9 protein-coding genes and 1 tRNA gene are annotated in these 12,562 nt (G+C 72.2%); 6 read left to right on the top strand and 4 right to left on the bottom strand.

What is annotated here, in order from left to right:
• The first annotated feature begins 104 nt into the window (after positions 1-104).
• Positions 105-181 (top strand) — tRNA-Met (locus ACMGDM_RS16305).
• 323 nt (positions 182-504) lie between these two features.
• On the opposite strand, the gene ACMGDM_RS16300 is transcribed toward ACMGDM_RS16305, so the two are convergent.
• Positions 505-1,254: a sulfite exporter TauE/SafE family protein gene (locus ACMGDM_RS16300; protein WP_436805153.1), complete on the bottom strand. Its 750-nt coding sequence runs from the start codon at positions 1,252-1,254 to the stop codon at positions 505-507.
• 197 nt (positions 1,255-1,451) lie between these two features.
• Here ACMGDM_RS16300 and ACMGDM_RS16295 point away from each other — a divergent pair, with 197 nt between their 5' ends.
• Positions 1,452-2,282, top strand: coding sequence for a Rossmann-fold NAD(P)-binding domain-containing protein (locus tag ACMGDM_RS16295; RefSeq protein ID WP_436805152.1), 831 nt, complete (start codon positions 1,452-1,454; stop codon positions 2,280-2,282).
• Here ACMGDM_RS16295 and ACMGDM_RS16290 read toward each other — a convergent pair.
• Both ACMGDM_RS16290 and ACMGDM_RS16285 read right to left on the bottom strand, forming a co-directional pair.
• Positions 2,192-3,118, bottom strand: coding sequence for a DMT family transporter (locus tag ACMGDM_RS16290; RefSeq protein ID WP_436805151.1), 927 nt, complete (start codon positions 3,116-3,118; stop codon positions 2,192-2,194). The two genes, ACMGDM_RS16295 and ACMGDM_RS16290, sit on opposite strands and share 91 nt — an antisense overlap.
• 289 nt (positions 3,119-3,407) lie before the next feature.
• Complete coding sequence (locus tag ACMGDM_RS16285; protein ID WP_436805150.1) at positions 3,408-4,412, bottom strand: threonine aldolase family protein; 1,005 nt, start codon at positions 4,410-4,412, stop codon at positions 3,408-3,410.
• Positions 4,413-5,163: 751 nt separating this feature from the next.
• Between ACMGDM_RS16285 and ACMGDM_RS16280 the strand changes: the two genes are divergently transcribed.
• Positions 5,164-5,751: an opacity protein gene (locus ACMGDM_RS16280; RefSeq protein WP_436805149.1), complete on the top strand. Its 588-nt coding sequence runs from the start codon at positions 5,164-5,166 to the stop codon at positions 5,749-5,751.
• Positions 5,752-5,810: 59 nt separating this feature from the next.
• On the opposite strand, the gene ACMGDM_RS16275 is transcribed toward ACMGDM_RS16280, so the two are convergent.
• Positions 5,811-7,679 carry a methyl-accepting chemotaxis protein gene (locus ACMGDM_RS16275; RefSeq protein ID WP_436805148.1) on the bottom strand — a complete coding sequence of 623 codons (1,869 nt, stop codon included), beginning with the start codon at positions 7,677-7,679 and terminating at the stop codon, positions 5,811-5,813.
• 187 nt (positions 7,680-7,866) lie between these two features.
• On the opposite strand from ACMGDM_RS16275, the gene ACMGDM_RS16270 reads away from it, so the two are divergent.
• The 3 genes from ACMGDM_RS16270 to ACMGDM_RS16260 all read left to right on the top strand — a co-directional run bounded on the left by ACMGDM_RS16270 (position 7,867) and on the right by ACMGDM_RS16260 (position 12,559).
• Entirely contained in the window at positions 7,867-9,519 is a 1,653-nt protein-coding gene (locus ACMGDM_RS16270) for an MFS transporter (RefSeq protein ID WP_436805147.1), read from the top strand.
• Positions 9,516-10,670 (top strand): HlyD family secretion protein, encoded by a 1,155-nt coding sequence (locus tag ACMGDM_RS16265; RefSeq protein ID WP_436805146.1) that lies wholly within the window; start codon positions 9,516-9,518, stop codon positions 10,668-10,670. Before ACMGDM_RS16270 ends, ACMGDM_RS16265 begins: the two co-directional genes overlap by 4 nt.
• Before the next feature lie 449 nt (positions 10,671-11,119).
• Complete coding sequence (locus tag ACMGDM_RS16260; RefSeq protein ID WP_436805145.1) at positions 11,120-12,559, top strand: efflux transporter outer membrane subunit; 1,440 nt, start codon at positions 11,120-11,122, stop codon at positions 12,557-12,559.
• The last annotated feature ends 3 nt before the right edge of the window (positions 12,560-12,562 follow it).

The raw sequence follows: 12,562 nt of genomic DNA, 5'->3' as shown, positions 1-12,562 counted from the left end.
TAAGCAGTGGAAGAGTAGGTCGCCGCCAGGCATTGAAGCCCGCGTGTCCCGTCATGCAAATACAGAACCCATTCACATTTCACCGCTCCCCACAGGGGACGTGTCGCGGGGTGGAGCAGCCCGGTAGCTCGTCAGGCTCATAACCTGAAGGTCACAGGTTCAAATCCTGTCCCCGCAACCAACAACATCACGCCAGCACGACAGCCCCGGTCCGATACGACCGGGGCTGTTGTGCGTGTGGCGTGCTTGCGATGCCGCCGTTCGGCATAGCTGCCTGCCCGCTGCGAGATAGGGCGGAGAGCCCGTCGTCATCCGGCTTTGCTGATGCCGGTCCACGATCGAGGGGGTAGCGACCAAGCTGCGCGAGAACCCTTCGCCTCAACCCCGCGCCTGTCGGACACGATCGCGGCGCCCCGTTGAACCGACCCACACCGCCCGGACGCCCGGGGTCCGTCACGCGCTCGCCGGTCGAGGAATTCAGCAAGCGGGCTTGCAGCCCTTGGCTCAACCGAGCGCCTCCCCTGTCAGCGCCACTCCCACCGCAATCATCAGCACGTAGATGGCGGTGAAGAAGCGCTCCGGCGCGACGCGTCGCACCAACGCGACACCGGCGATCGTGGCGAGCAAGGCGATCGGCAGCAGCACGAGCGAGGTCAGCAGGTTGGCGGCGGTGAACTGACCGAGCGCGACATAGGCCGGCACCTTGATCCAGTTCACCGCGGCGAAGAAGAGCGCGGTGGTACCGACCAGGCGCTCGCGCGGCAGGTCGCGCGGCAGCACCCACAATTGGAACGGCGGCTGCCCGGCATGTGCGATCTGGCTGGTGAAGCCGGAGGCCAGTCCGAACAGCGCGCCGATCCACTCGGGCCAGCGCGCCGCGGCGCGCGCGCGCGGGCGCCGCGCAGCACGGAGGCGATAGGCGCCGAAGAGGATCGAGATGATCCCCACCGCGGCCATCACCGCGCGCGGCGACACGCCCGCCGCGAAGACATAGCCCAGCGCGATCCCGCCCGCGGCGCCGGGCAGCATCCAGCCGAGCAGTCGCCAGTCGACGGTGCGGCGGAACGCCCAGACCCCGACCACATCCTGCGCGATCAGCAACGGCAGCGTGATCGCAGCGGCGCGGACCGGATCGATCGCGAGCGCCATCAGCGGCAGCGACAGCGCGCCCATGCCGGCGAAGCCGCCCTTGGCCAGTCCGAGCAGGATCACGGCGGGAAGGGCGAGCGCATAGAAATGCCAGTCGGTGACCATCGCGCCTCGCTACCCGGATCGCGCGCGCGCGCCTACCGTTGCGCGCGGCCACGTGCGCCATCATGACGGCTCCCGGACCCGGTGCGTCGCCTGCGCGAACAGCAGCGCGCGCAAGGGCGCCGCAGCGATCCGCGGGGCGGAACCCGAGTGCCACGCCGACCGTCTGCGCTACGGGGCCGGTGACGAGGGGAGACAAGATGCGGCTGTTCGTGTTCGGGCTGGGCTATGCCGCGCGCGCCATCGCTGACGCCGCCGCTGTGCCGCTGCTCGCCACCACGCGCGACGGCCGCGACGGTACGATCCGCTTCGATGACGACGCCGCGGTCCGCGCCGGGCTTGCCGCCGCGACGCACGTAGTGTCCTCGGTGCCGCCCGAGGGGGATGGTGCGGGCGAGGACCCCGTGCTCGCGCGTTATGGCGCGCTGCTCGGCGGGCACTGGCTCGGCTATCTTTCTTCCACCGGCGTCTATGGCGACACCACGGGCGCCTGGGTCGACGAGAGCGCGCCCGCCGATCGCGGGCGCCGCGCCGGCCGCAACCGCGCCGACGCGGCCTGGCTGGCGCGCGGCGCGCGCGTGTTTCGCCTGCCAGGCATCTATGGCCCGGGCCGCTCGCCGCTCGATCGTGTCGCGCGTGGCGAGGCACGGCGCACCGGCGCGGCGGGGCAAGTGTTCAGCCGGGTCCACGTCGCCGATCTCGCGCGCGGCGTGGTTGCCGGGTTTGACGCGCCCGCGGGCGCCTATAACCTCGCCGACGACGCACCCGCGCCGCAGGACGCGGTGCTTGAACACGCCGCGCGCCTGCTCGGCCTGCCCGCGCCCGCGCTGGTGCCGGTCGCGGCGCTCAGCCCGGCGGCACGCGCGTTTCACGCGGAGAATCGCCGCGTCGCCAACGGCAAGGCGCGCCGTGTGCTCGGCTGGCGCTTGCTCTACCCCGATTATCGCGCCGGCCTGCGCGCGCTCAGCGCCACCACCAGCCCGACGCCCGCGAGCGCCGCACCCGCCGCCGCCAGCGCGGTCCAGCGATAGCCCTCGTACAAGGTCGACAGCAGCATCGCGATCACCGGCACGATCACGCTGTTATACGCCGCCTTGGCCGGACCGATGGTGCGGATCAGCCGGAAGTAGAGCGTGAAGGCGACTGCCGAGGCGATCACGCCGAGATAGAGCAGCCCCGCGACATAGCTCGGCCGCGGGTCGAACACCGGCGCGCCGGTGGTGAGCCAGGCCCAGGCGGCGTCGATGCCGGCGCCGAGCAGCATGGCGGCGGCGAGCATCGGCACCATCGGATAGCCGCGCGCTCGCTCGCTCGCCTGCATCACGTTTGATACCGAGGCGGACAGGATCGCCACCAGGGTCAGCGCGATGCCCTGTGCGGTCTCGCGCGCGCCGTTGGGATCGCCACGCGCCTCGCGCACGAACAGCAACGCTACCCCCGCCATCGCCACCGCCGAGCCGAGCAGCAGCTGCCGCCCCAGCCGCTGGCCGAGGAAGATGCGCCCGAACAGAGCGTTGGGCACCAGCAGCAGCGCGAAGGTGACCGCCACCAGCCCCGAGGTGATATGTTGCTCGGCGCGGTAGACGAAGTTGAAGTTCATCACGAACTGGAGCAGCCCGACCAATGCCGCGAAGCGCCAGAAGCCGGGATCGCGGCGGTGTGCACCGCGCCACTCGCCGCGCCAAGCCGTTACCGCGGCGAGCGTGACGCCCGCGATCAGGAAGCGGTAGCTCACCGACCAGCTCGGCGGCACGCCCGCCCCGGCGAGCTGGTCGCGGATGACGATCCAGGTCGATCCCCAGATCAGCGTGACGATCGCAAACGGCACGAGGACCGCCGCGCGCGTGCTGTTGGGGCGCGGGGTCATGAGAACGGCAGAGCCGCTCCCCTGCAGGGGAGGAGTAGGGGTGAGGCGAGTCCGCAAAATCTTTCCGTGCGGCACGGCCCTACTGCCTGTTGGTTGCCCTCAGGCCATCGTTGGGGCATCGCCCAACCTGCGCGCCGCGCCACCGTGTTCCGGCGAAAGCCGGAACCCAGGGCCAAGCAAAACAACGTCGCGAGGCGCGTGTGACCCTTGGCTCCTGCCTTCGCAGGAGCGCAGAACAGCGTCATGCCACGATCCCCTGAGGGGTAGGGGAGACCGCGCCGTGGCCCCGTCACAACGCCGCGATCGCGTCGGCGAGCGGGCGGATGTCGGCCTCGCGCTGGTTCCAGCTGATCACCAGCCGCGCCTCGCCCGGCCCCCAGTCGTAGAAGTCGAAGCCGAGCGCGCGCAGCCGCGCCGCCTCCTCGGGCGAGACGCGCAGGAACACCTCATTGGCCTCGACCGGGTGGACCAGCCGATCGCCCGCCGCCGCGGCGAGCAGCGCCGCGCCGGCGTTGCTCGCGCGCGCGCAGTCGAGCCACAGATCGCCCTCGAGCATCGCAAGCAATTGCGCGGCGAGATAGCGGCCCTTGCTGAGCAGATGCCCGGCGCGCTTGCGGCGGAACAAGGTCGCGTCGGCCAGCTCGGGGCGGAAGAACACGAGTGCCTCGGCGTTCATGCCGCCGTTCTTGACGAAGCCGAAGCTCAGCGCGTCCACCCCCGCGCGCCAGGTGAGATCCGCGGGTGACGCGCCGGTCGAGACCAATGCATTGGCGAAGCGCGCACCGTCGACGTGGAAGCCGAGCCCGCGCGCCTTGGCCAGCTCGCCCAGCGCCGCGGTCTCATCGGGGGTGTAGACCCGGCCATATTCGGTCGCGTTGGTGATCGACAGCGCGTGCGGCCGCTGCTGATGGACGTCGTAGCGCTGGAGGTCGAGCACCGCCGCGGCGCTCTGCGGCGTCAGCTTGGCGCCCTCGCCCTCGGCGAGCAGCAGCTTGGCACCATGGGTGTAGAATTCGGGCGCGCCGCACTCATCGTTCTGGATGTGCGCGTCGCGGTGGCACAGCACCGCGCCGTGCGGCGGACACAAGGCCGCGAGCGCCAGGCAGTTCGCCGCGGTGCCGCTCGGCACCCACAGCACGCGCAGCCGCTCGGTTTCGAACAGCGCGCCGAAGCGCTCGTCGAGCGCCTTCGACCAGCGGTCGCCGTCATAAGCGGTATCGAGCTGGTCGGCGTCCGCAAGGGCGCGCAGCACGGCGGGGTGAACGGGGGCGGCGTTATCGGAGAAGAAGCGCATGATCAGCGCCTTCGATCAGCCGCGCGGAGCGGTCAAGCGGGTAGAAACGGCCGCCGTCGGCGCGCGCCTCCGCGCGGTGGCAGGCTGCGGCGAGCGAGCCGGCGGGTGCAGGGCGGGCGGAAGGGGAAAGGGGCGGTGCGGACGTTCGCGCAGGACCGGCGCGGGGTGGCGCGCGAGATGGCGCTCGTGGGTGATCGTAATCACGCTGGTCACCGGCGTCGCGCTGGCGCTCGACCGGTTCGGGCCGCCGCAGCACGCCACGTGGCGGGGCGGCGCTTCTTCTCCGCACGTGACATCGCCGGCGCCGGCGGGAGCGGCGGTACCGACGGGCGCAGCGCGCCCAGCTAGGCGGTGGAGCGCGAGGACGTGCGCGCAGAACACGCTGGTGCCGGTGGCGCTGGTGCTCGCGCGCCAGGTGATCACGCCGCCACGATCGCGCGCTCCGCGCGGTGGAGCATCGCGCGCGCCGGGCGGTTCGCGCCGGGACGGCTGTTGTTCTGGCCGGGCTATCGGCAGGGCGCGCGGGCGCACGCTTTGAGCTTCGGGCTGAGCTTTACCCCTCGGCGGTCGCGCTCGGGCTCGTGGCGGTGGCGCTCGTCATCGCGTGAGCCGGAAACCGTGGCGGTGCGGCGCAGCTGTGGCGCTTCGGCAACAGCGACGCTTTTTTCCAATATCGTGGGAGCCGGCGCCGGTGCGGCCCGTTCGGTCGGGTGAGGCGCCGACGCACGCGCTTCCTCACAAAGGTATGATTATGAAGACGTTGCTTCTGGCAGCCGTTGCTGCCGTTTCCCTCGTTCCCGCCGTCGCGCAGGCGCAGACCGAGACGCCGGACACCACCAGCGACGGGTCGCGCCGCTTCGGCATCGATCCCTATGTCGGCGTGATGGGCGGCTATGAGGGGTTCGAGAGCGATCCGGGCCACGGCATCCCCTTCTCGGCGCCGGGCAATCGCCTCAAGGGCGGGCTGGTCGAGGGCGTGGCGGGCGTCAACGTGCCGCTGGGCGCGTTCTTCGTCGGCGTCGAGGGCAATGCCGCCAAGGGCTTCACCGGTGACATCGACTGGCAATATGGTGTCCACGGCCGCGCCGGCGTGCGCGCGGGCGAGACCGGGCTGGTCTATGGCAAGGTCGGCTATCAGTGGACCAACTTCGACCGCTACGGCAACAACAGCCCTGACTTCGGCCGTATCTCCTACGGTATCGGCGGCGAGTTCGGGCCGTCCGCGATCGGGCTCGACGGCCTGGTGAAGAAGGAAGGCGTTCGCTTCCGCGCCGAGATCTCGACGCAGGGCGACTTCGAGACGGTGCGCCCGATGGCGGGCGTGATCGCGCACTTCTGAGCCGACCCGTCTAACGCCTGAAGGGGGGCGTCGGCATCGGCCGGCGCCCCCCTTTTCGGTCAGCCGCCGCGCGGGCGTCGCGGCGTATCCACCAGATCGAGCGCGAACCCGCGCGGCGCGGGCAGCCGCGCTCCGCCGCTGCGCAGCGTGGCGGTGCGCGCGGGCGCCGCCGTGGTGCGTGCGCGCGGCGGCACCGCGCTCTCCGCGGTGCGGAAGAAGCTCAGCGCCTCCTGCAATTCCTCCGTCTGTTGCGCGAGCTCGCCCGCGGTGCCGCTGATCTGATCCGCCGCGGCGGCATTCTGCTGCGTCACCAGATCGAGCTGCTCGATCGCCGCGCTGATCTGCGTCGCGCCCTGGTCCTGCTCGCGCGCTGCGGCGCTGATCTCGGCGACCAGCTCGGCGGTGGTGACGATATCGGGCACCAGCGTGCCGAGCATCTCGCCCGCGCGCTGCGCCGCGCGCACCGTCTCACCCGACATCGCGCCGATCTCCGCCGCCGCGGTCTGGCTACGCTCGGCGAGCCGGCGCACCTCCGCCGCCACCACCGCAAAGCCGCGGCCGTGCTCGCCGGCGCGCGCCGCTTCCACCGCGGCGTTGAGCGCGAGCAGATCGGTCTGGCGCGCAATCTCCTGAACGATACCGACCTTCTCCGCGATCAGCTGCATCGCGCCGACCGCGCCGCGCACCGCCGCGCCCGATTCCTCCGCGCTGCGCGCGGCGGCGCGCGCGATCGTTTCGGTGCGCGCGGCATTGTCCGCGCTCTGCTTGATATTGGCCGCCATCTGCTCGATCGAGGCGGCGGCCTGCTCGCTCGCCGCGGCCTGTTCGGTCGCGCCCTCGCTCATCCGCTCGGCGCTGGCGGCGAGCTGCTGGCTACCGCCGGCGACCTGCTGCGTCGCCTGCGCCACCTCGCCGACGATCCGCGCCAGCGTGTCGACCAGGCCATTGACCGCGTCCTTCATGCGCTGGTGATCGCCGTCGCACGCGATCTCGACCCGCTCGGTCAGCGCACCGCCGCTCACCAGCGCGAGCACGCGATTGCCCTCGCCGATCGGCACCAGGATCGCATCCAGCATCGCGTTGATGCTGCGCACCAGCGCCGCGAAATCGCCGACGAAGCGCGCGGGATCGCCGCGCTCGCCGAGCTGGCCCTCGGTGGCGTGCGCGATCAGCCGCTGCACCTCCGCGACGATCGCGCGCAGGTTGCCGCGCAGCGTCTCGACCGTGTCGTTGATGAACGCCTTCTTGCCCGGGAAGGCACGCAGCGGCGCATCGAAATCGCCCTGGCCGAGCGCGGCGATACAGGCCATCGCCTCGCGCTTCACCGCGATATGGTTGGCCACCATCGTGTTGACCCCGCGCGCCATCGTCGCGAACTCGCCGCTGAATTGCGTGTGCGGCAGCGTGGCGTCGATATCGCCCGCATCGTGCGCGGCGGACATGGCGTTCATCGCCGCGATCAGCCCGGTGAGATGGCGCCGCAGCCGCTCGATCGCCTCGCTGATGAACGCCTTCTGCCCCGGCAGCGGGTCGAGCGGCGCGGCGAAGTCGCCCGCGGCGAACGCCGCCACCACGGCCATCGTGCGGCGTTGCAGATCGACATGCTCGGCCACGGTGGCGTTGATGCGCGCGGCGATGGCGTCATATTGGTTGCCGAAACCGGACGCGGCGATGGTGACGTCGATGTCGCCGCGCGCGTGCGCCTCCGCCAGCTCGCCGACGCGTTCCGCCAGCAGCGTGATCTGCCGCCCGCGCGCGTCGAGCAGCTCGTTGACCGCGGCGAGCAGCGCGCGCCCACCGCCGCGTGCCGCAGTCGGATCGGCGCGGCGCTGGAAGTCACCCGCCGCGGCGGCGTCGATCAGCCCGCGCAGCTCGCGCAGCGCGCGGTCGCCGCCGAACCTGTCCCGCACCCGTCCCATCGCCGTCATGGTTCATCCTTTCTCGCGCGCGGACCGCGGGGGCACGCCGCCCCCGGGGCGCACCTCCCCCCGATGCGCCATTATACGACGGGCCAGGGCGAGACCGGGGCGCGGCGGGATGAACTTTGCTATCGGTCAATGCGTCCTAGTCGCATCGGCCGGACACCGGCGAAACGGGGGTGTACGGAACGACGCCATGGCGATGCTGACGCGGCTGCGCGACTTCGTGAGCGAGGAACGCTGGGAGTTCGCCCCGCACGAGCGCCCGGTGATGCCGGGATCGCCGGGATCGCCCGAGCACCCGCTGCGCCGCCGCCTCACTTATGCGCTGGTCGGCACGTTGGTGGGGCTCACCGGCGGCTTCGGCAACGCGCTGGTGGCGGCGAACACCACCACGCTGGCGGGGGCGCTGGGGCTCGATCCGTCCGAGATCGCGTGGTTGCCGACGGTCTATGTGATGACCAACGTCAGCATCAATTTGCTGCTGATCAAGTTTCGCCAGCAATTCGGGCTGCGCCCGTTCGCGATGCTGTTCATCGGCATCTATGTCGCGGTGACCTTCGCCCACCTTTTCGTCCACGGTTTCGCCTCGGCGATCGCGGTGCGCGCCGCGAGCGGGCTGGCGGCGGCGCCGCTCTCCACCTTCGCGCTTTATTACTTCATGCAGGCGGTGCCCGCGAAATGGCGGCTGCGCGCGATCGTGCTCGGCATCGGCGCGCCGCAATGCGCCACCCCGCTCGCACGGCTGTTCTCGCCCGAGCTGCTGGCGATGAGTCAGTGGCGGACGCTGTATCTGTTCGAGCTCGGGCTGGCCGCACTCAGCCTCGCCGCGGTGACGGTGTTCCGCCTGCCGCCGACGACGCGCCAGCCCGCGTTCGAGAAGCTCGATTTCGTCACCTTCGCGCTCTACGCCGGGGCGATGGCGCTGTTCGCCGCGGTGCTGGGGCTGGGGCGCTATGTGTGGTGGACCGAGGCGGGGTGGATCGGCTGGGCGCTGATCGCCGCGATCCCGATGCTCGCCGCCGCGCTGGTGATCGAGCATCACCGCGCCAACCCGCTGATCAACACGCGCTGGCTCGGCAGCGCGGATATCCTGCGCTTCGCGGTGGTCACGCTGATGGCGCGGATCGTCCTGTCCGAACAAACCTATGGCGCGGTCGGGCTGCTCACATTGCTGGGGCAGAACAACGACCAACTGGGGCCGTTCTTCACCATCATCTTCCTCGCCACGGTGGCGGGGTTCGTGGCCAGCGCGGTGACGCTGAACGTCGAGAGACTGGCGCATCCGGTGATGCTCGCGATCGGGCTGGTCGCGGTGGCGGCCTGGGTCGATTCGTCCGCGACCAGCCTCACGCGCGCGCCGCAATTGTATCTCACCCAGGCGACCATCGCCTTCGCGGGCGCGTTCTTCCTGGGGCCGTCGCTGCTGTTCGGCATGACCCGCGCGCTGCAGCAGGGCGCCGGGCACGTGATCAGCTTCATCGCGCTGTTCGGCGTGCTCAACTCGATCGGCAGCCTGGCCGGATCGGCGATCCTCGGCACCTATCAGATCGTCCGCGAAAAGGCGAACAGCGCCGCGCTGGTGCAGGCGATCGACCCGACCGACCCGCAGGTGCAGGCGCGGCTCGCCGCGGGTGCGGGCGGAGTGGCGCGCGTGGTCGGCGACACTGCGCTGCGCTCGGCCGAGGGCGGGGCGCTGCTGTCGCAGGCGGTGACACGCGAAGCCAATGTGCTCGCCTATGACGATCTGTTCCGGCTGATCGCGGTGCTCGCCGCGCTCACCTTCTTGTACCTGTTGTTCCTCCTGCTGCGCCGCGAGTGGCGCGCGCGTCGCCAGAGTATCGCATGACCGACACCCGCTCGCCCGTCGCCGCCGGACCCGTCACCGAGGAGCGCGCCGCGGAGGAACGCGCCGCCGACCCCGCCGCCCCGGTGGGCTCGGGCTGGCGCCCGCCGCGGCTGTCGCGCACCGCGACGCTGCTGATCACCCTGCTCGCGCTCGCGGGCGTGCTGGCGGTGCTGGCGGCGTGGCGGATGTGGCCGTTCACCAGCGACTATGAATCGACCGACAACGCCTATGTGCGCGGCCGCACCACCGTGATCGCACCGCAGGTGTCGGGCTATGTCACGCAGGTGCTGGTGCGCGACTTCGCGAGTGTGCGCGCCGGCCAGCCGCTGGTGGTGGTCGACCAGCGCATCTACGCGCAGCGCGTCGAGCAGGCCGAGGCGCAGGTCGAGAACGCGCGCGCGACGCTGGCCAACAGCGTCCAGGCCGCGGCCAGCCGCGAGGCGAGCTTCGGCGGGCAGCAGGCGGCGCTGGCCAATGCGCGCGCGCAACTGCTCCGCGCCCAGGCCGACATGAACCGCGTCAACGACCTCGTCACCGACGGCTCGGTCTCGCTGCGCGAGCGCGACCAGACGCTCGCCACGCTGCGCCAGGCGCAGGCGCAGCTCGAGCAGGCGCAGGCCGCGCGCGAGATCGCGCGGCAGGACATCCGCACCGTCGCGGTCGGGCGCGGCGGGCAGGAGGCGGGCGTGTCGGGCGCGCAGGCGGCGCTGCGGCTGGCGCGGATCGACCTCGCCAACACCGTGATCCGCGCGCCCGAGGCGGGTCGGCTGAGCGAAGTGGGGGTGCGCGTCGGCCAATATGTCACCGCGGGCTCGCAGCTGATGTTCCTGGTGCCGGCGGAGACCTGGGTGATCGCCAACTACAAGGAGGCGCAGACCGCGCGCATCGCGGTCGGGCAGCGCGCCAGCTTCACCGTCGACGCGCTCGCCAACGCGCGGCTGTCCGGCCGGGTGGAGCGCATCTCGCCCGCGGCGGGGAGCGAGTTCGCGGTGCTCAAGTCGGACAATGCCACGGGGAATTTCACCAAGGTGCCGCAGCGGATCGCGGTGCGGATCCGGATCGATCCGGGGCAGCCGCTGGCGGCGCGGCTGCGCCCGGGCATGTCGGTGCAGGCGCGCGTCGACACCGCCGGCACGCCGGCGCCGCGATGAGGGGCGGTCGCCCAAATGAGGACGGTGCGGGGGTGGCCGACGATAGCGGCGCGGGTGGTGCTGGTTGCTGGGCGCCTCCGTCGCCCCACGCTCATCCGTCATCCCGGACTTGGTCCGGGATCCACGGTGCCGCACATCCAGCGGCCGGCGATCGCGCGGACCGGTGGATCCCGGACCAAGTCCGGGATGACGGCAGGATGGAGGAGCGGCAGCGCGCCGGCGTGGCGCAAGGTGATCAATCGCCGGCGGGTGAGTGCGCGTACGGATGGATCCCGGTTCCAGTCCCGGACAGCGACCGGGGCGAGCAAGACGTCCCCGACGCGGCCGAGCGCGGTGGTGCGTCGCCGGCCTGTTCATCCCGTCACCCCGGCCTTGAGCCGGGATCCATGGTGCCGCGTTCACCACGCCCGTCGCGGACGCGGCGCGATGGCTCCCGGGTCGAGCCCGGGATGACGACGGCGGCGGGACAAGCCGCATACCGCCGATGCTCACGTGCCGTCGCCCGCGCGCTCCTTCTCCCGCTGCTGCTCGCCGGCTGCGCGCTGCCCGGTCCACGCCGTGCCGCCCCGCCCGATGCCACCGTCACGCCGCCGCCGGCGTGGCGCAGCGCGCTCACCGCGCCCGACGCCTCGCCGGTGAGCGCCGCCTGGTGGCAGGGCTTCGGCGATCCGGTGCTCACCGCTTTGGTCGAGCGCGCGCTGGCGAACAATCTCGACGTGCTCGCCGCCGCCGCGCGGGTGGAGGAGGCGCGCGCCGCCGAGGCACTCGCGCGCGCGCAGCTGCTGCCCCAGCTCGGCGGCACCGTGCCCGAGACGCAGGGCCAGTCGATCAGCGCGCTCGGCACCACTGCGCGCTCGGCCGCGGTGCAGCCCGGCGTCCAGCTCAGCTACGACCTCGACCTGTTCGGGCGGCTGCGCCAGGCGAGCCGCGCCGCGCGTGCGCAGCTGCTCGCCACCGCGGCGGCGCGCGACACGGTGCGGCTCGCCACCGCCGCTACCGCCGCCTCGGGCTATGTCACGTTGCGCGCGCTCGACCAGCGGCTGGCGATCGCGCGCGCGACGCTGGCGGCGCGCGCCGAGGCGCTGCGGATCGCACGGCGGCGCTACGAGACCGGCTATGCCTCACGGCTGGAGTATCGCCAGGCGCAGGCGGAATATGCCGCCACGCAGCAGCTCGTCCCCGCCGCCGAGCTGGCGATCGCGCGCCAGGAGAATGCGCTGGCGCTGCTGACCGGCGACTCGCCGCGCGCGGTGGCGCGCGGGCTGGCGCTCGACCGGCTGGCGACGCCGCCGCTGCCGGGCGGGCTGCCCGCGCAGCTGCTGCGCCGCCGCCCGGACCTCTACCAGGCCGAGCAGACGCTGGTGGCGGCGGACCGCACGCTCGACAGCCAGCGCGCCGCGATGCTGCCCAACCTGTCGCTGACCGGCGCGGGCAACCTCGTCCTCTCCACCGCGCTCGCGCAGCCCGAGGTGATCTTCTCGCTGGGTGCGAGCGTGCTGGGGCCGATCTTCGACGGCGGGCGGCTGCGCGCGCAGGAGCGCGTCGCCACCGCGCGGCGCGACCAGGCGGCCTATGCCTATCGCCGCGCCGCTCTGGTAGCCTTCCGCGAGGTGGACGACGCGCTCGTCGGCGTGCGCCGCACCGGAGAGCAGGCCGACGCGCTGGCGGCGCAGGCAGCGGCGTCGCGCGGCGCGCTGGAGAATGCGACCAACCGCTATCGCGCGGGTTATTCGGCCTATCTCGAGCAGCTCGACGCGCAGCGCACCCTGCTCACCGCCGAGCTGTCGCTGGTGCAGGCGCGCGCCGACCGGCTGACGAGCTATGTCGCTTTGTACCAGGCGATGGGCGGCGGCTGGACACCGGCGGAGGTAGCGGCGGTGGCGCGATAGGCT

Source organism: Sphingomonas larreae (genome assembly GCF_051400595.1).
Lineage (GTDB): Bacteria > Pseudomonadota > Alphaproteobacteria > Sphingomonadales > Sphingomonadaceae > Sphingomonas.
The sequence above is the reverse complement of the archived record's forward strand: the minus strand, read 5'-3'. Positions and strand labels throughout refer to the sequence as shown.